The 19,078-nt window shown below is 69.6% G+C and carries 14 protein-coding genes; 6 read left to right on the top strand and 8 right to left on the bottom strand.

Going from position 1 to position 19,078, the window contains the following annotated elements; genetic code table 11:
* Positions 1-237: 237 nt before the first annotated feature.
* Positions 238-2,136, top strand: a complete 1,899-nt coding sequence (locus tag NAEX_RS50010) for an IgGFc-binding protein (RefSeq protein WP_170135644.1) — start codon at positions 238-240, stop codon at positions 2,134-2,136.
* 167 nt (positions 2,137-2,303) lie between these two features.
* On the opposite strand, the gene NAEX_RS11330 is transcribed toward NAEX_RS50010, so the two are convergent.
* The gene (locus NAEX_RS11330) at positions 2,304-2,480 is read right to left on the bottom strand and encodes a hypothetical protein (protein ID WP_170135643.1); all 177 of its coding nucleotides are present in this window, start codon (positions 2,478-2,480) and stop codon (positions 2,304-2,306) included.
* A 139-nt stretch (positions 2,481-2,619) separates the two neighbouring features.
* Between NAEX_RS11330 and NAEX_RS11325 the strand changes: the two genes are divergently transcribed.
* Together NAEX_RS11325 and NAEX_RS11315 are read left to right on the top strand one after the other, a co-directional pair.
* Positions 2,620-3,624, top strand: a complete 1,005-nt coding sequence (locus tag NAEX_RS11325) for a hypothetical protein (protein ID WP_143141533.1) — start codon at positions 2,620-2,622, stop codon at positions 3,622-3,624.
* A 1,129-nt stretch (positions 3,625-4,753) separates the two neighbouring features.
* Positions 4,754-5,221 (top strand): DUF3592 domain-containing protein, encoded by a 468-nt coding sequence (locus NAEX_RS11315; protein ID WP_096327522.1) that lies wholly within the window; start codon positions 4,754-4,756, stop codon positions 5,219-5,221.
* A gap of 81 nt (positions 5,222-5,302) precedes the next feature.
* Here the strand turns inward: NAEX_RS11315 and NAEX_RS11310 are convergent, their stop codons facing one another.
* The 7 genes from NAEX_RS11310 to NAEX_RS11280 form a co-directional block, all read right to left on the bottom strand.
* Complete coding sequence (locus NAEX_RS11310) at positions 5,303-6,055, bottom strand: hypothetical protein (protein WP_096327521.1); 753 nt, start codon at positions 6,053-6,055, stop codon at positions 5,303-5,305.
* Between the two features lie 152 nt (positions 6,056-6,207).
* On the bottom strand, positions 6,208-6,843 hold the full coding sequence (locus NAEX_RS11305) for an IS630 family transposase (protein WP_170135345.1): 636 nt from the start codon (positions 6,841-6,843) through the stop codon (positions 6,208-6,210).
* A complete protein-coding gene (locus NAEX_RS11300) occupies positions 6,776-7,228 on the bottom strand; it encodes a helix-turn-helix domain-containing protein (protein ID WP_170135622.1) in 453 nt (150 codons plus the stop codon). Before NAEX_RS11300 ends, NAEX_RS11305 begins: the two co-directional genes overlap by 68 nt.
* Positions 7,229-7,537: 309 nt before the next feature.
* A complete protein-coding gene (locus tag NAEX_RS11295; RefSeq protein WP_096327520.1) occupies positions 7,538-7,783 on the bottom strand; it encodes a hypothetical protein in 246 nt (81 codons plus the stop codon).
* A 320-nt stretch (positions 7,784-8,103) separates the two neighbouring features.
* Positions 8,104-9,927, bottom strand: coding sequence for a WD40 repeat domain-containing protein (locus NAEX_RS11290; RefSeq protein ID WP_096327519.1), 1,824 nt, complete (start codon positions 9,925-9,927; stop codon positions 8,104-8,106).
* Between the two features lie 470 nt (positions 9,928-10,397).
* Positions 10,398-10,676 carry a hypothetical protein gene (locus NAEX_RS11285; RefSeq protein ID WP_143140991.1) on the bottom strand — a complete coding sequence of 93 codons (279 nt, stop codon included), beginning with the start codon at positions 10,674-10,676 and terminating at the stop codon, positions 10,398-10,400.
* Between the two features lie 13 nt (positions 10,677-10,689).
* Positions 10,690-13,929: a WD40 repeat domain-containing protein gene (locus NAEX_RS11280; RefSeq protein ID WP_096327517.1), complete on the bottom strand. Its 3,240-nt coding sequence runs from the start codon at positions 13,927-13,929 to the stop codon at positions 10,690-10,692.
* 1,094 nt (positions 13,930-15,023) lie between these two features.
* Here NAEX_RS11280 and NAEX_RS11275 point away from each other — a divergent pair.
* From NAEX_RS11275 to NAEX_RS11260, 3 genes are all read left to right on the top strand, one after another.
* Positions 15,024-15,656 carry a hypothetical protein gene (locus tag NAEX_RS11275; protein WP_096327516.1) on the top strand — a complete coding sequence of 211 codons (633 nt, stop codon included), beginning with the start codon at positions 15,024-15,026 and terminating at the stop codon, positions 15,654-15,656.
* Between the two features lie 145 nt (positions 15,657-15,801).
* Entirely contained in the window at positions 15,802-16,188 is a 387-nt protein-coding gene (locus tag NAEX_RS11270; RefSeq protein ID WP_096327515.1) for a hypothetical protein, read from the top strand.
* An 889-nt stretch (positions 16,189-17,077) separates the two neighbouring features.
* Entirely contained in the window at positions 17,078-19,072 is a 1,995-nt protein-coding gene (locus tag NAEX_RS11260; protein WP_096327513.1) for an esterase/lipase family protein, read from the top strand.
* The last annotated feature ends 6 nt before the right edge of the window (positions 19,073-19,078 follow it).

The following is a 19,078-nucleotide window of genomic DNA, read 5'->3' as shown; positions in this document are numbered from 1 at the left end:
CGCGCCCGTCCCCGCGACCTCCGAAGCGCGCGTTCTCCCCATCCGCTATGTCGACCCCCCGGCACCTTCTCCGGCAGCTTCTCGACAGGCAGCGCGGGCCGCGACCTCCAGCGTCGTCCATGAGACAGGTTCAGGGGCCCAACAATTTGGTGAGACGGTCGAGCCCCTCGATGCGTCCTTGCGGTGAGACAGCCTGGTCCATGTCTGGCGCCGTGGCTCGTCCATCCCCTCACCACCATGTCGAGCCTCCTTCGCCCCAGCCATCCACGAGTCCTCTCTCTCTTGTGGGTCCTCGGCCTCTCTAGCCACGGATGCGGCGGGGCTCGCCCCGACGACGGCGCAGAGGGCGACGGCACGGCCGCAAGCTCGACGCAGGGCTCGACGAGCACTGGGGCGACCGTCCCGACGGGGGGCGGTACCTTCGACCCAGGCACCACCGACCCGGGCACCACCGACCCGACGACGACCGCCCCAGTGACCGCGACGGCGAGCTCGAGCGGCAGCGATAGCGACACCGGCAGTTCAACCGGTGACCCGCCCTGTGCGCAGGGCACCATCGTCTGCGACGGCGAAGTCGCCAAGGTCTGCGACGGCGCGGGCGGCTTCGAGAGTGAGGAGACCTGCCCGAGCGACTGCGCCCCGGACCTCGGCTGCGTCGCGTGCGTCCCCGGTGAGGGCGTATGCGACGGCAACGTCGCCTCGAAGTGCGACGCCGAGGGCAGCGGCTGGGTCGACAGCTTCTGCGACGACGTCCAGGGCCTCACCTGCGACGCCGGCGAGTGCGTCGGTGCGTGCGCCCCGGCCTCGCTCGGCGCCAGCCACCTCGGCTGCGAGTTCTACTCGGTCGTCACGCCGAGCGCCGTCCAGACGGCCTTCACCTTCGCGGTCGCCGTCTCGAACCTCTCCGCCGAGGACGCCGATGTCACGATCACCCGCGGCGCGGACCCGGTCGTCGACATCCTCGTCCCCGCGAACAGCAGCGAGGTGATCCCGCTGCCGTGGGTCCTCGAGCTCAAGGGCATCAGTGCGAGCCAGATCGTCGCCGACGGCGCCTATCGGATCCGCTCGACACGCCCGGTCGCGGTGCATCAGTACACCCCGCTCGAGTACAAGAAGCAGGGCCTGCAGAGCGCCTTCAACGAGGCCTCGCTGCTGATGCCGAGCAATGCCTACGGGACCGACACAGTAGCGATCGCCCGCAACACCCTCAACGCCAACCCCGGCGTCTACGTCGTCGTTGCCCGCGAGGACGGCACCACGATCAACGTCACCCCTTCGGCGACCGGCGGCATCATCAAGGCCGGCGGGGGCATCGCCGCCGACGGCACCGGCATGGCGGTCCTCGACGCGGGCGACGTCTTGCAGGTGATGTCCGGCGTCGGCGGCGGCGAGCCGGACATGCCCGACAAGGCCGACATCACCGGCACCCGCGTCGCCTCCGACAAGCCGGTGATGGTCCTCGGCGCCCACAACTGCACGTATGTCCCGTTCGACGCCTGCTGCTGCGACCCGCTCGTGGAGCTCAACCTCCCGACCGCGAACCTCGCCAGGGACTACCTCGTCACCACCCCGCTGGTGAAGGCAGCGAACCAGACCCCGGTCGTCAAGGCGCGGATGGTCCGTATCGTCGCCACCGCCGACGCTACCACCCTGACCTACGACCCGCCGCAGGACGGCGCCCCGGCGGCGCTCGCCAAGGCCGGCGACTTTGCCGAGCTCCAGACCGACGAAAACTTCAAGGTCTCCGCGAACTTCAAGATCGCCGTCAGCGAGTACCTCCTCAGCCAGGAAGCCGGGGGCGGCGGCGCGGGCGACCCGGCGATGACGATCGCCGTCCCGATCGAGCAGTACCGCAGCAGCTACGCGTTCCACGCCCCGACCAACTACGAGAGCAACTTCGTCAACATCATCGCCCCGACCGGGGCCGAGGTCGTCCTCGACGGCCAACCCGTCGCCGACTTCCAGGCGATCGGCGCCACCGGCTTCTCCGTCGCCCGCGTCCTGCTCGCCAACGACGGCGACGGCGACCACACCCTGACCGGCGACGCCCCCTTCGGCGTCCAGGTCTACGGCTACGGCCAGTACGTCAGCTACGCGTATCCCGGCGGCCTCGACCTCGACGTCATCCCGCCGTGACCGCCGCCGGGCAGCGCGTCATCGCAGAGAAGCCCTCGCCGTCATCGCTGTGACGGCTCGCCGAGCGGCGGCGGCGCAATCTGCCAGCTGACAAATCCAAGCCCGGTCACGGGCACGTGAATGAGCAGGAACACGCCGAGCCCGAAATTCACCCCGCCCCGGCCGAGCTACCGAGCAACGGGAACCGCGAGGGCGAAGAACAGCTCGCGCACGCCGAGTCCGCCGATCGCGATCGGCACCGCCCCGAGCACCCCCGAGATCGCCAGTAGGAACACGACGTCGACGAACGACAGCCCAAGGTCGAGCGCCACCGCGACCGTGTACGCCTGCGCGTAGTGCAGCATTGCTAGTACTACTTGATCAGCTCCGCGACGGCCCTTTCGACGGGCCACAATCCGCTCTTCCATGTTTTCCGACTCCGTCCCGCGGGACGGGCTCGATTAGCGTTGACTGTCGGATTCTCGAACCGTTACGTTGCGCGCGATGACACTGACCTGGACCCCCGCGACACGACGAAAGCTGCACGGAGCCCGCAACCATCTTCCCGACGATCCGGAAACCGACGATCCGGAAACGGCCCCTCCGTACGTCGCTTGGGAGATTCTCGCTACGTCCTGGTCCATACGGACCAAGGAAGAGACGCAGATCGGCAATCGCGTGCTGCGTCCGACCGCGTTCCGGGCGGAGCGCGAGCCGCTGCGGTCGCGCCTCGCGGCGGTGCTCGAAGAGCTCGAGCGCGACGACCCGCCGGAGGATCTCGACGTCATCAAAGAGCTGCTTCGTGCGTTCGTCCTCGAGCGCACCCGCACTGACAACCGCAGAGAGTCGCTCCAGACGTGGCGGGTCGGTCGTGGCAGCGGGCTCGTCGACCTCTGGGCGGGGACGAAGGGGCTCGCGTTCTGCCTCGACGTGCTGACGAGCCCCGGGCAGTTCACGGCGCTCGACACCGACGACGACTCGGGCGGGATCCTGTTCGATCTCGTCGAGCCGATCGAGGGCGACACGTGGGAACTCTACACGGGCGCGGACACTGTGACGGACCCGTTCTGGTGGGCGCTGCGCGCGTGGGTCTCCGGGTTGTCCGAGGACGCGTTCGCTCGCCAACTCGCCGAGGCCCGGCCCCTCCTCGCGCGGCTGCGGGACCGATCTCCGGGAGTCCGCGCTCGTGTCGCGTTCGCGCTCTCTCGTGACCCGTCGATCGCCGAAGAGCTGAAAGCCGACCTGATGCGGGAAGAGGTCGAGGGGACAGGCGATGCAGTGGTATGGCTCTACCCGTCGTTGCGGGACGCGAAGTCCGTGCTCGAGTTCATCGATGCCATCTTCGGCACCGAGCCGCCGTGGCCGGCCCTCTGGCTGTCGTTCGATGTCGTCGAGGCCTACGGCGCGGAGGCAGCCGAGCTCCTGCGCCGCACCGTCGGGCACCGGCCGGCGGACTTCGAGGTCGATGACCGTGCAGCGCTCGCGTTCCTCGAGCAGCAGGGCAGGTAAGCCGGTCGCGTGTGCGGACGCTCGGCTGCACTTCCCCCAAGTCGGGCGGCGGGCCCATGTCGGGCGCCGCGCTGTCCTCCGCACCGCCCTCCGACGTCGAGCTCGACCGATTCGCGGCGAAGCACGTCATGGCTTGAATTGCATCGGCGGTAGGTTGCCGCCGCCGCCGCCGCCCTTACCCCCATCTTTCTCCCCCACAAAGGCGCTCAAATCGGCATTCCGCTCACGTCCTTCGCGGACTGGGCGCAAGCACATCTGACGGCACGATAGCACCAGATCGGCTCTGGACGTTCGCTGAATCGGGGCGCCCTCGCGCCGGTCGACGGGCGTCAACGGCTCGGACGAATTCACCGTCGCGGAGGGGCGACCGTCGGCTGTTCCACCGCTTCATGTCCTGCCTGTGCCGCTGACGTCGACGAGAACCAGGGTCGGGAGCGACGCTCGACGACGCGGACGCGGTCGACGACGCGCCCGGGGACGTCCTGCCCGTCGTCGGCGGCCTGATACGATCGCGGGCGTCGCCACAGCGGCGCTGTCGCCACCGGCAGCGCCGCCGTCCGCAGCGCCGCGATGCCCGCCAGCATCGCGTCGACCACCGCCGCCACCAGCACCTCGCCCTTCGCCCGCGTGGCCAGCGCCGGGTCGCTTCACGTCCCCGTCGGCGAGTATGTCTCCTCGCTGGCGGGACTGGCGCCCCTGGGCACCCAGCACGCCCTCGACGGCTGCGTGAAGAGACAGGTTACTGCACGCCGCGTTCGGGCAAGTCGTCGGCGGCGCAAGAGGAGCCGCCTGTCCTCTGGCTCATGTCGAGCGCTTGACCCTGGCCATCCACCGAGTGTCCACCAGCGAGCGTGATGTCGCCCGTCGCTCGAACGTGCCCGCTTCGTCCCTACTCCGCTTGTCTCGACGGCCCGGCGACCGGCGACCTGAAAGCTTGGTCAAGCGGGGGGTCTAGGGTGCTTGGAAGGCCCTGATGCGCGACGGCGCGATCTCCCGGTTGTCTCAAAAATTCGTCTCGATTTCGTCTCGAATTTGGCTCTTTTCGAGACGCCTTACCGTAAACGGGCCCGTAGGGGGATCTAGCGCCGCGTGCACATGACTTCACCAACATCAACGGCTCTGCGTCGGAGTGCTGATCGGCGGAACGATCACCTACCTCGGCGTCGTCGACACCGTCGCGGAAGTGCGCCTGCGCAGCGGCGGCGGCATCGTCGAGGCCGACGTGCTCGACACGCGGGTGATGACGTCGCGCAACATGGGGACCACGTATGAGGTCCAGTACGCGTTCACGCTCCCGGGCGCAGCGGAGACGTACACACTCCGCGACGGGACCGGCCGCGACGGCCTGTGGACGGCGCTGCCCGAGGACGACTGGCACGCCGCCCGCGCGTCGAGGAAGGTCGCGGTGCGCTACCTGCCAGAAGACCCGTGGGTGAGCCGCCCGGTGAACGCCGGCGCCTCGCCGCTCGGCGACCCGATCGCCGGGCTCGTCCTCGGTCTGCTGATATCGGTGCCTCCCTGCTCATGCTCGTCCGGGCCCTCCGCCGCACCCGCCAGGGCCGCACGCGGCGGAATGACGACGCCGACCTCGACGTAGCCAGGAGCCCGTCCGTCAGCGCCCCGGGCGAGGGGGCGCGCATGATGCGGGCGAGCTCGGTGTGGAGGAGGCGGTCGATCTTCAGTGCGCGGTACCTCCGTGGCCTGATGGCTCCGTGCCGTCGATGGCCTTGAGTACACGGCCTTGGGCGTCGAGCAGTTCGATTCGGGGGTGGCCGGCGTCGTCGACGGCAAGCCGTATGCGTGGGTGACCATCGCGGTCCGCGATCACCAACTCGGCGACTCCGTCGGCGTGGCGGCCGAGGAACAGGCGCTCTTCGCCCCATTGCATGCGCACCTCTTCGATCTTCGCGTCGCGGGCGGGGCCCGGCGGCATGGCCTTCGCGGCATCGAGGAGCCGGTGATACTCGGAGCCGCTGAGCTTGTGCTCCCAAACGCGGAATCCCGCTTCAAGCTTGCCGTTCTCCTCGTCGTAGGTCATCCCGATGATTTGATCGCCACGATACTGGTCGAACTTCAATCCAGCGGCCGCTACGTACTTCCCATCCGGTTCGGTCTTGCTGTCGAAATAGAGGCCGCCGTTCTCGTCGCCACGATCGTTGAAAAAGATCATGCTATTGAAGGGGAGCCCGTGGCGTTCGAGTTCCTTGCCGTCCAGAACGGGGTTGGGCACGCGCGCGCGATTGGCCAGCACGTACCCCGCCTTGCCATCGGGCTCGACGATATCGAGCCGTTCTACCGCGAGTCGAGCAATATGCTGCTGCTCGCGGCAGCGCAAAACGGTGACCGCGAGGGCGATCGTGACCACGGTGGATGCGAGCGCGTAAATCTTGAGGAGCCGGATATCGCGCGCCAAGGCATGTTCGTTCGCCATGATAGCGAGAATATAGCCGGAACTCCGACCTGAGCGCTCTTCCCAGGGGCCCGAAGGTAGCCCGTCCGACCCCGCGCTGCGAGTGGACGCGTGGTACGGGCCGTGGTGTTCGCGGAGTCGACGCTGGTCGGCCGGCTCGGACAGCGTCGAGGCTAGTGCTCCGACCGCGACGTAGAGATCTGGTCGAGTTTGAACACCGCTCGGGCTTGCTCCTTGGTGAACCGCCAAGTGATCTTCCGCCGTCGCCGGTGGGCGTCCTTGTTCCACAAGGACGTGCGACGGCGCAATTCGGTGAGAGAGCCGATCCGGAGACGTCCAAGGCATTCACGTGACCACAAGCTCGCCTCGTTCTCAGCAGGGTTGAGCCAACTCCCGTGCTTGGGAGTATAGTGCACGGTAAAGCGGCTCCATAGCTCGCGCCCCGCATCATCGCCGAAGGCCATGCACAACGAGTTCTGGCGGTGGGTATTGAGGTTGTCCATGACGAGGTGAATCGTCCGCGCCGAACGATATCGTTGGGCTATCTTGCGGAGAGCCCGAGCGAACTGCTTCGCCGTGCGGTTGGGCGTCGCGTAGGTCAGGTGGCGTCCTGCCTTGGGCTCGACGATGCAGAAGACATTTGCGGTTCCGCGCCGCACGTATTCATAGTCCTGGCGAGCCATGCGGCCAGGTGAGGCTGGCCGGCCAGGTCGAGCGGGGTCTCGAAGTACGACCGGTCGTTCATCCAGGGCGACGACCGGCTCCGACGCGTCGGCTGGTTGCGCCAGGGTGTCGAGGACGTCGTCCATCCGTGCGACGTACTCCTCGTCGATCTGGGGAACGCACCACATTTTTTTCCCGCCACGGCTTGAGCGCGTGGTTCTTCAACAACACCCGGATCGTCTCCCGGCCGACTTGCTCGACGAGCTTGCGTTTCATGCACTCCTCGACGATGAGCATGATCGTCCACCGAGCGCGTCCTTCGGGAGGTGGCCCGCAGACCATGGCGACGATCGCCGCTTCTTGCCGAGCGTCGAGCTTCCGCGGCGGGATCGGCCGCTTCGCGTCCTTGAGCGCGACTTCGACGCCCGCGGCGAGATACCGCTCTCCAACCCGCCGAACGGATGGGACCGCCGATCCAACCGCTGCCGCCGTCGCCGCCAGCGACTTCCCCTCGTCCAACATCTGCAGCATGCGTATTCGCTTCCAGGTCCGCTCCGTTTGCCGCTCCCGAGCCTTTCGCCGCAGGAGCTCTCGATCCTCGTCCTTGAGCTTGAGTCCGGGGAACCGGGGTCGTGGCTTCTTCCGCCTCATGGCACCCGTAGATCAGAATCTCGGACAGAGCGCAAATTCGCGCATGGTTTTTGATCGCTACGCTACGGTCGGAGCACTAGTGCGGTGTCCACCGCACGCGTGGTGCCGTGGACAACTCCCGCCCAGCGTGAGAGCGTCCTGCATGGGGCCCTCGCCGCGACGGCGCACCTCCGGAGCGACGTCGGGTGTTCACCCGCTCTCGAGCGCCCGCTGCAGCCTTTCGAGCGCCGCGTCGCTCACTCCGTCCGCGAGCGCGATCAGCTCCGTGCCGATCGCGTCCATCGTCGCGATCACATCCGCGACATCGTATGGGTCCCACGTCAGGATCGCCATCGACCGCGCCTGGGCGAACGCCAGCGCGTGTACGGCCGCCAGCAGCGCCTCGGCGGCCCCGCGGGCGGCCGCTCGCGCGTCCTCGTGCAACCCCTCGCGCACGGCCCGGCGATACCGTCAGGAACGATCCCCCCGCGTCACCCTCCTCGGCGAAGAAGACGTGCTCCCCGGTCCTCGCATCGAAGCCCCCGACCAGCCCGGACGTCGTGTAGACCGCCACGCGCTCGTCCGGCATGACGGTCAGATCTTCGAATGCCCCTCGCGCCCCCGCGACGCTGAAGCGGCGCCGCCCCGACGGCAGCTCGATCCCGGTGATCGCCCTCGCGCACATGATCAGCGCGAACGACCCGTCGCGCGCGACCAGGAGCTTTCCGCACCTCTCCGTCACCCCCTCGAGCGGCGTCGACGTCCCTGTGGACACATCAACCAGCGACCGCGCCCCGTCGTGCGGCCCGACGACCGCGAACACCCGCTCGCCCGACCTCCCCAGACAGTCGACCACCTCCGGCTCGACCGGCAGCGTCGACAGGCAGCGCCCGTCCGCGAGCGACCACACCCTGATCGTTTGATCTCGCCCCGCCGTGACCAACCGATCCCCGACGACCTCGACTGCTCCGATCGAGCGCGTGTGCCCCGTGAGCGTCGTCTCCGGCCACAGCCCGTCGAGTCCGACCCGCTCGAGCCGACGCGCGAGCGCCCTTGCGAACTCCATCGCCTTCGGGTGACGCCGGGCGATCTGCCGCGCCTCTCGCCACCGCCCGAGCGCCCGCGCCGCATCGCCCTGCGCGAGCGCCTCCGCAGCCCCGCCCAGCAGCTCGGCGAACCGCGACCTGTCCCATGACGCGAGCTCCGGCGCACGCGACCACGGCGCGCGCGTGCTTCGTCGCACACCGCCAGCGTTGCACCCCGCCCCCCTCGCGGGACAGCAGCAGCAGCGCCTCGCCCTGCTCGACGACCGACTCGATCCACGCGTATCCGCCGACCACCGACACGCTCTGCCCGCTCGCGAGGTCCCACAACGCGAGCGACCTGTCTCGCCGTTGATACAGCACGAACCGCCCCGACGGCGAGATCCGCAGGTATGTGGTGCTGTCAATGTCGTCCTGGAGGAACCGGCGGCGCGCTCCGGTCGAGCCGTCGAACGCCTGCAGCGTCCTGTCGTGGCCCGCGGTGACGATCGTCGTCCCGTCGCGCGACACACGAACATCATGGATGTCGGCGCAGTGCCCTGTCCGCGCGCAGCGGCGCTTTCCGCTGGCGACATCGATCACCTCGAGCGCCCGCGCTGCCTTCTGCCGCAGCACCAGCGAGCGCCCGTCCGCCGCGACCACGAACACCTCGCCCGGCCGCTGCCAGCGGCGCGCCCTCGCCTCGACGTCCCATGCCTCACAGCCCTCCCACGTCCCTGCGACCGCGACCGTCCCCGACGCCGACAACCACGCCTCCGTGAACACGCGCTCTCCCTGCCATCGGGCGACCGGCTCCCCTCGCTTCGTCTCCCACACCGACAGTATCCGCCCGCTCGCGGTCAGCAACCGGCCGCCATCGGCCGACAGCGCGATCGCGGCGATCTCCTCCTCGTGGATCGGCGCGCACCGCCGCTTCACTGCCGCAACGTCGAACACCGCCACACGCCGGTCCTTTGTCGCCGCCGCCGCGACGCGTCCGTCCGGCGTCAGCGCGATCGCCGTCGCCTCCGCGCCGGTCACCGGCAGCGGAACGAGCGGCCTCTTTCCGTCCCAGCGATACAGCGACCCCATCGCCTCCAGGCACACCGCCACCGTGCCATCGTCCGCCGTTCTTACAACATGGACCGTCCCCATCCGTTGCGAGGCGAGCAGCGTGACCGGCGGCTCCTGCGGCACCCGCCCGGTCGCCCGCGCCACCAATCCTCGGAGCAGCCCCCGCGCCTGCTCCGCCGCGTGACCCGGCACCCCGCGCTCGCCGTGCACCCACCCGAGGAATCGGCGCGCCTCCTCCTGGGCATCCCCTTGTCCGTCATCCCGCATCGCCTCGAGCGTCGCCACGAACACCGCCTCGCTCGTGCGTCCCTGTCGCCATTGCAGCAGCCCCAGGTTATAGCGCGCATGCGTGTGCAGCGGGTCGAGCCAAAGCGCGCGAACGAGCGCCTGCTCCCCTTCCGCCGCGCGCCCCGCCTCGAGCAGCGCGACCGCCTCGTTGTTGTACGCATCGACGCTGTTCGGGCCCTCTCCACCGACCCCGGGCGTCTGCTCCTGCTTTTGCATCGCCGCGCTCGCGTGGTGATGATGGCAGCTTCGCAGGCGACCGTCGACCTGTCGACGCTGCCACCACGCGACCGGAACCGCCGCTCCGGTTCCGGCTCGCCGTGAGCGACTCGACGGCGACCGTGTCGTCGAGCAGGCGCAGCTCGGCGGCGACGATCGCCGCCCGTCCTTGCCCCACGCCGGACCTCTGCCCCGACGAGGCGGAGACCGTGTCGTTCCGGGGCCGGCGACGCCCGCGGAGGCCCGCGCGCGTCCGCGCCGACGCGCTCGCGCGACCCGCCTGGCTCATGCGTCCGCCGGAGCTGGTCGACCTCGGCCCGCTGCGCGCGTGCTCGCTCTGGGCGGAGGTGAGGGCGCGACGGGTCTCGTCGATCTGGAGGCTGTACCAGGTGGCGTGGCCGTGCGGGCGCGGTGTTCAACGTCGGCGAGAACGCCCCGAACAAGCCCTGCGAGCTCGTGGACGGCCGCCGCTACTTGACGCGAGACACGCCTGACATGCCCGAGAGCTTCGCCTGCATGGCGAAGGTCGGAACGGATGGCGGCGGCGCGTCGATGCGGGTCAGGCGGCGCTGGGCCATGACCGCGGCCAGGGCCTGATCGCGGCTGTGCAGGTTGAGCGCGAGGACCTCGCGGTGCACGGTCTCGAGCGGAGGCGGCCGGCAGCCCACCACCGCGGCGGCGAGCAGCACCAGCCCGAGCCGCCAGCGCGGTTCATGGTTGTCCATGCGACCCCTGTCCTCGCGCATCACCGCCCTTGGTCCTTCAAAACCCTTCGCGCCCGATCGCCTTCTGCAGCATCTCCACCCCGCGCTGCGGCCCGCCGCCCAGGTCCTGCGGCATCGCTCGCAGGAGCTCGAGCGCCGCCGTCCACAGCCCGCGCGCCTGGCAGGCCTCCAGCAGCGGCTGGCTGCGATACGAGCGCTTGCCCTTGCTGATCGCCATATAGGCGCGGTGCGCCCCCGCGAGGTCGCCGTGCTCGGCCATGACCCCGCTGACCTCCTGCAGCGTGATGTCCGGGTAGCTCTCGTCGCGCGCCAGCTCGATCGCCCGGTCGAGCAGCGTCGCGCTGACTTCCGTCAGCCCGCCGCGCGACGCCAGCGCCGCCAGCAGCTGGATCGACTTGCGGTCCTTCGACAGCTCCTCGCGGGCGCGCGTGAACCACTCCTTCCATTCGCGGCGGGCCGGGTCGAGCGCGGCCAGCACGCCCACGCGCACCTCGAACCGCTCCCACTCCGCCTGCTTCTCGAGCTTCTCCGCCACCTCGAGCTTCCCGAGCAGCGCCGCCGCGCCGGCGAGGTTGCGGAAGAACTCCCCGCGGCCCTCCTTGCGCAGCTTGGGCGCCGCCTTGGCGATCTTCTCGAGGTGCCCCTTCGCCAGCACCGGGGCCGCGCGCGCCAGCGCCAGCAAGAAAGCGGCGCAGCCGGTGTGCTTCGGCGCCAGCTCGTCGCCTGCCATCGCCTCCGCGCGCGCCGGCTCGCCCGCGGCCGCGATCGCCTCCACCAGCTTCACGTGCGCCGACCAGGTCGAGAACCCGTCGAACTCGTCGAGCCACGCGCGCGCCGCGTCCCACTCCTTCAGGGCCACCAGCCGCTGCATCCCGCGCTCGACCAGCACGTCATCGTTGTGGGCGCCGCGCGCCTTCATCTTCGTCATCAGGTACTTGAGCTCGGCCGCCGAGGCGCGCGGGCAGATCACCGAGAACGCGGGCCGCGTCTCGGTCCACGACGGCTCCTTCTCGCCGTCGGCCAGCACGTCGATGGCGTCGCGGATCCGTCCGACCGCCGCCAGCGCTTCCGCGACCACGCGCCGGTTCTCGCCCGCGTTCGTCTCCGGGTCGGCCGAGGCGATCGCCGCCTTCAGCAATTCCTCGCCGTGCGCCTGCTCGCCGAGCAGCACCCAGCCCGCGCCGATCATCGCCTTCGGCGGCGCCGGCGAGCGCTCCTTGGCCTCCTTCTTCGTCAGCAGCTTCTCGGCCTCGCGCAGCCAGCGGCGCAGCGTCCCCGTCTGCACGTCGGTCAACGGCGGCCCGGCCTGCCGCCACGCCAGCGCCGCCACCACCGCCTCCGCGTGGGCCCGGGCCGCTTGCCACGGGTTCTTCCACGCCTTCCAGTTGCCGCGGCCCTCGATCGCCTCCGCCGCGCGATCGAACAATCCCAGCACCATCAACGGCTCAACCAGCTTTCGCCGGTAGTTGTTGCCGTGATGGGCGTCGTCGAGCACCTGCAAGCCCTGCTCGGCGAACGCCGCCAGGTCGTCGATCGAACCTCCGGGCGGCGGCCACTTCGCCTTGGTCGCGCGCGCCGGCGCGGCCGCCTTGCCCTTCTTCGCGAACTTGCGCTTGAACGCCGCCGGCGCCGCCGGATCGGTCGCCGCCGACGCCGGGTCGGGCCACACCTTCGCCTCGCCCCAGCGCCACGGCCACGCCCACTTGCGCCCGACCACCCACGCGATCTTGGCGTCGACCTCGGCCTCCGTCGCGCTCGCCTCCGGCGGACCGATGACCACGCCCTCCGGCAACGCCACCGCCACGCGTTCGCCGTCGAGCGGGAACGCCGGGTTCCAGTCCCACGTCGACCCGTAGTCGTCGCCGTCCGTCATCAGCGGGCTCTCGCCGCTGGCCTCGATCGCCGGGTGGAAGCGGCCGATCTCCGCCCCGTCGCGCTCGCGCAGGAACGCCAGCCCCTTGGACGTGTGGCTAACCAGCACCCCGTCGCCGTACGCCACCCCGCCGCTCGGCTCCTCGATGTCGAGCAGCAGCGCCGGCTTGTCGCCGAGCTCCCAGATCTGCAGCCGCCCGCGGGCCGAGATGGCCGCCGCGCGGCCGTCGGGTCGCCACGAGAAGCCGTACCGCTCGCCCTCGTCCTCGTCCTCGCCCGCCTTCAGCGCCGGCACGTCGGGGCTGTAGCGGTACTCGCCGCGGTCGTAGATGAAGATCCCCGGCTCCGCACCCCACTTGTTCCCGGGGTGAACGATCGCCGCCAGCCGCGACCCGTCGCGCGAATAGATCAGCGACTCCGCGCCCACGTGCATCGGCAACTTCCCGTTCGGCAGGCCCGTGCTCGCGTCGTAATAGACGATCCCCGCCGGGTGCATCGCGAACTCGCTGCCGTCGGGCGAGAACGACACCGGCGGATGGGCCTTCTGCTCCCACAGGATCTTCCCCGTCTTCGCGTCGAGCGCGAACAGCTGCGACCCCCCGTCGTAGCCGACGATGCGATCGGGGTGCGACCAGTCGATGTCCGCGAGCGGCCGCAGTCGCGGCTCGGAGTTCGGATCGTTCGGGTCGGCGCGGCCGGCCGACTCGCACCAGCGCGGCTGCGGGCGCCGGCCGACCAGCGGCACGATCGCCCCGAGTGCCAGGTTCGGGCCCCAGCAGGCGATGTAGACGTCGCGGCTGTTCGGCGACCACGCCCACGACGGCGGCCGGCTCCACCCGTCGGTCACGTAGGCGCACGAATCGGGCTCGCCCGTCTGCGCGAACGGGTCGAAGCTGCCGACCCCGTTGGTGTCGAACGCCAGACCGACGCGCTTGCCGTCCGGGCGCCACTGAATGCAACCGCCGTAGTCGGGCGAGCCGACGCCGCCGCGGATCCGCAGCAAGTTCACGCAGCGCCCGGCGCGGACGTCCCAGATCTGCAGCACCCCGCCGCGGTCGTAGTCGTCGCCGACCCACGACCCGGTGGCGAAGAAGCGGCCGTCGGGCGACAGGTCCGTCCATTCGACCTCGACGTCGTGGCCGTGCGCGTGGCCCAGCGCCGCGTGCGGCCGCAGGCGCGCAGTCGCGGCGCGGTGGGCGGCGGTGATCCCGTGCGCCGCCTCGTGGGCGTAAAGCGCCTCACGCAGCGGCGGCAGGTCGCGGTCGGCCTCGAACTCGTCCCACGGCAGCGCCTCGATCGCGGCCGCCAGCGCCGGCCCGGCCTTCTGCGGGTCGAGCCCCGCGAACCCCGTCGTCACCGCGCCCGCCGGCGCCGCCGGTGAGGACGACGGTCTTGCCGCGGACATCGATGGGCATAGCCCATCACTACACGTTTTCGCGCGCCCGGTCCATCGCCGCGCGCGGCCCCAGGCTCGACGGCGCCCGGCCCCCTGACTTCAATCGATGGGGAACAGGCACGTCACGGCAGCCCACTACAATGGCGACAACGACCGGGACCTTCACCCCCCGCTCGCGCTCCTCGGGCCTGGATCGTCACCCACAGCTTCGGACTTGCCAGCGCCCGCCCTCGAAGGCGCGTCGCCCAGACGTAGACATTGCCATCCATCCACCCCATATGTTCGTCCTTCCCGATCATACTCCGCATCGACCGCGACGCCTTCGTCAGCACATCGATCTCTGCCAGCGTCGTCACCAGCTCGCAATGCATGTAGAGCGCCGCCAGCCCCAACCGGAACACGCCAGAGCACATTACGACGACCCCTGGGTGATGCACCGTCGGCCTGGGCGTCAACGGGGTCCAGGACGCCGGCGAGCTCGGCATCGACTGCGGCGGCGCTGGGGCCCGAGAGCGAGCACGGGGCCCGCTCCAGGAGGCTCCTGGGTTGGTGGCCCGCGTGGTGGCCGGAACCGGAGGATCCTGGTTCACTCCGGACCCACGCGTGACACCCGCGATCCCTCTCGAAACACCCGTTTGCTGGAGACCGCGGTTTTCGGCGAGCGGGGGTGTTTCTGAGGTCGCGCGTGTCGATTTCGTCGCGAATTTGGCTCTTTTCGAGGCGTCCTGCCGTGGACGGGCCCGTAGGGGGGCCTAGCGCTACCTGTGCACGATTTCACCGAAGTCTCTTTGCCCTCCGTCCGTCCGGGCGCTCTTTGGGCTCTAAATCTTCATCGGCGTGGAACCGCGTTTCCGTCGAGCGTTATCGAGCTCTTGCCAGACGGCATCGACCGCGCAGAGGGCCACGCCGATGCCAACGACCGCGTAGGCAGGCCGGGTTCCCGGCGGCCTTCGCCGCACTGGCCGCGGTGGGCGTACTGGCGACGTTGTTCTTCGCCGCCTGCGTGCGCGAGCCGCCGCTGCGACCCCCGTGCGCTGGCGCGCCGGAGACTGTGAGCTGCGGCGATTGACCATAGGCGTGGCCCCGTGGGAAGTAGGTCGGCGATGTCCTGGCGCCCGGATACGTGTGGGATCTTCATCCTCGTCTCGTTTGCTGCGTGCATGCGGCGACCGGCGCCGGAGCCCCCGCCGGTCCAGCCCGTCGACGAGCCGTTATGCGCGGCGAGCCTCAAGCTCGCGCACGCCTGCACCGGCGCACAATCCGACCTCGTGATGTGCTCCGTGTTCACGGCCTCCGCCGCGACCTCCGAGATCACCAACAACACCGATCGCGACCTCGTGTTCGCCACGGGCATGATGATCGTCGATGGGCGCGGCGAGGAGCTTCTCCCCCCGGTCCTCGGCCCCGAGGTCCGGGTTCCCGCCCGGTCCACCACTCGGCCGTGGCAGATCGCCATGCCGCGACTGCCGGACGGGTACGTTCGCATCGAGGTTATGGTCCTGGGGACGAGCGCCGATGGCGGACACGAGCCCTCCACCAGCAGCGAGGGCCTGCTCCGGGTGCGCGGCGGGCAGATCGAGGTCCTCGAGTTCCACGAGTGGTACGAGGCGACGGCCTCCATGAACGTATATGAGGCCCTGCCCGGCCAACCGGACGTGGTGCTCGAGGGGCCGACCCCGGGCGAGCGGCTGTATGAGCAGTTGCGGGCGCAGGCCAAGCGATTCGCCACGCCGTGATCCGTCCCCGAGCTCCTCGACCAGCTCGCCCGCTTGGTCGCTGAGGCCCGTCTCGACCCGCTCGCCAGCCACGCAGCGCCGTCGTGTCTCCGACCGCGGGCCACCCGTGGTAAAGTGGCGAGCATCCATGTCGAGCGGACGTGCAATGCGTCGCCTCCAGATCGGGGAGCGCACGTTCCTGTGGCGGGTGAGCCATCGGCACCGCGTGCGGGGCGACGATGAAGTCGAACGCTGCGCCGAGGTGTTCCGGGCCTACGAAGACGGATGTCGTCGCGGGCCGCTGGAGCTGGCGTTCGCCGAGGGCGATGGACGAGGCGCCGGTTATCCGCAGTCGGGTGAGGTGTGGCAGCGCGGCGGAGGCGGAGCGCGATCGCTCGATCTGCACCGCCCGCGGATGGCGCGGGCGATCATCGAGCTGGCGCTCCAGCGCGGCTGGGCCCCCGCAGAGCGGGCGTTGCTGGTCGACGGGTGGGAGTGGTTCGACGCCCTCGAGCGAGAAATGAATGAGGTGCCAGGCGGGGCCGCGACATGAACGGTCGGCGTCGTCGAACACGAGGTCGGTCTTCTTCGAGACCGAGCTGCTCACCTTCGCACCGCGGGCCGTCCGCCCGGCCTCGGCGACCGCGCGGCTCACCCGCGCGAAGGTCCGGTGAGGACGAGGGTCCTCCCTCGGACGTCCATGTGCCGAGTGTGCATGACGCGGGTCCGCGCGACGCGCGCCGTCACCGCGAGATCTCGCCGCCGACCCGTTGTGTGCACCGGGACCGACCGCGAGCGACTTGCCGCGCGGGATGAACTCGCCCTCGATGCCCTGGAGGTATTCGCCAGGGTCCGCCTTTCGGTGGATCGACCGGACCGGGGACACTGATCGCCTGATTGCGGGTGTCGTCGCCTTCGCGGCCACCATCGTCGCCCTCGCAGGCGAGAGTCAGCAGTGGGAGCAGCAAGAGAAGGCGCGTCGATGGTCGCAGCCAGCGGCGTTGCAGGTCGTGGAACTCATAGCGCATGCGGGCCGCATGTCCGCATCTTCGCTGCGCCGCAACATTCATCTCCGTTAATGGGCGTTTATCCGCGGCCAACGCCAAGCGCGGCATCTTGCACCGCAAAACACTGCGCCCTGCGTGTGCAGGTGGCCCGAGTGACGGCGAGCGTGCGACCCCAGGCACGCGCGCGGGCGGCCAGCCCGGCGTGGGTGCTCGTGGCCTCAGTGTCGCCGAGGGGCGCGAAATCGTCGGATGAACGTTGTTCGCGCTCATGCGGTCCGGCGTTGCCGGAGTTATGTTGCAGCGCAAAAGAAATCGCTTGACCATCCCCGGGCCCCGCGACTAACGTCCCCGCCCGTCCAAACAATGAGGAGAAGTGTCATGCGGTGTTTGCTGTCCTCGCTGTCGCACCTGTTCATAGCGCTCTCTGGCCTGGGCTTGGCGGTTTCCGCCGGCTGCGCAGCCTCGCCCGACGATGCGAGCGACGTCGACGAGGCCGACGGCGGGAGCGACGCGGGCGACGCCGTGCCCATCGCCAGGAGCTTGCTCGATCCGGGGGAGGCCGTCCCTGCGCCGTTCGACGGATACTTCGATCCGCCGGCCGACGACGTGTACAAGGATGATTATCGGGTGGTCGGCCAGCTCACGCCGCCGTCGTGGTCTTGGGGGAAGATCGAGCTACTCGAGGGGCTCCAGGCCTACCGCACCGAGGGCTACAATCTGCGGACGCAGAAACTTCGCTGGCAGGATACCTACGAGGACAGCACCTATCCGCTGCAGACCTACTTCGGCGCGCTGAACCAGCAGCTCGTGGACGGATTCAACCTTCATTACAAGAGCGCGTGCGCCGGGAAGGTGGGCTCGAAGTCGGCGCCGTCGTGCTCGTCCGTCGGGCCGACCCGGCCGGAGGCCCGTTTCGTGCTGCTGCAGCACGGGCCGAAGACCGGCAAGGATGCCTGCGATCCCGGGGAGGTGCCCGTGCTGCTCGTGCATGGGGCGCTGCAGAACGGCAACGTGTGGCTCTTCCCGGGCGGGCGCGACGGGTACGGCGACGCGTACCCGGGCACCACGCAGAAGACCGGCTTTGTGCAGGCGCTGGAGGCGACCGGTCGATGCACGTATGCGATCACCTTCGGCAACTTCCACGGCGACAATTACAGCCAGGCCACCAACGTGGCGAACGCGATCGACCGGATCAAGGAGCTCACCGGGCAGCCGAAGGTCGACGTGATCGCTTGGAGCAAGGGGGTGCTGTCCGTCGATCTCTACGCCGGCGACGTCGCCGCGTGGGACGACTTCGGGCCGAAGCACTTCGAGCGGCTGGCGGCGGAGCAGGCGAAGCGCGTGCCGGCGTTCCGCAAGGACGTGCGCGTCTACGTACCGCTGTCGGGCCCGCACCTGGGCATCGACCTCAATTTTCGCCACCCGTACGACGATCTGCTGATCTACAGCACGCTCGAGAACGCGCCGATCGGCCAGGGGCCGGTGACGTGGGGGTGGATGAGCGCGCTCCAGTGCGTCAACTGGGGCTACGGCGGGAGCCCGCTGTACCCCAACCAGTTCGCGCAGTCGGTGTGCGACGGCCGCGGCGGCACGTGGCCGGACTTCTTCTCGCGGATCTACAGCTCGAACATCACCGGGCTCGACGCGGAGGGGCGGCCTGTCTCTTCGAGCAGCCTCGAGGCGCTCAACGCGGCGAACGGGGCGAGCCAGTTCAGCTTCGACAAGTACAACCTGGCGATGTGGGGCTCGGTGGACGAGCACGGGAAGCACGTCTCGGCGTACCTCGGCCAGCTGCAGGCGGCGTATGACTTGCGCCCGTATTACCCGATCCCCGACCGCCAGAGCGACGGCGAGGACTGGTCGGAGCTCGACACCGACGAGACCAAGTGGCGCACGTGGATGTCGTACAAGCTCACGTACCTGTTCGGGGGCTACCTCGACGACGACGACGGTCACATCATGTGCCGCGAGGCGGCGTTCGATCCGGCCGACTCGCCCTGCCAGGCGCAGCACGTCTATTACGACCCGGAGAACGCGGACGACTACTCGTGGGGGTACGCGACGTATCGCCTGATGGACGGGATCGGCATTCGGGCCGTGATGGAGATCGGCGGCAACTTCATCGAGCGGCTCCGTCACCATGGCCTCAGCAGCGAGCTCGACTTCCTGTACGTGGTCCACGGCACTACGGGCGGCGCTGGCGCCCCGTTCGAGATCGACGGCATGAGCTGCCCGACCTGCGAGGTGCATGGCGACGGCGTGCTATTCGATGTCAGCGTGGCAGCGCGCGATCAGCTCACTCAGGGCTGGTCGGACGCCGACAAGGCCGCGCGCTCACGGCAAGAAGGCGTGCCCTTCGGGCACCTCGAGGTCGGCGTCACACCCGAGGTGTGGAACAAGATCATCAGCCAGCTCGACGCGGTGAAGTGACCGTAG

The sequence above is a fragment of the Nannocystis exedens genome, assembly GCF_002343915.1.
GTDB classification, from domain to species: Bacteria; Myxococcota_A; Polyangia; order Nannocystales; family Nannocystaceae; genus Nannocystis; species Nannocystis exedens.
This window is presented reverse-complemented; position numbering and strand designations above follow the sequence as displayed.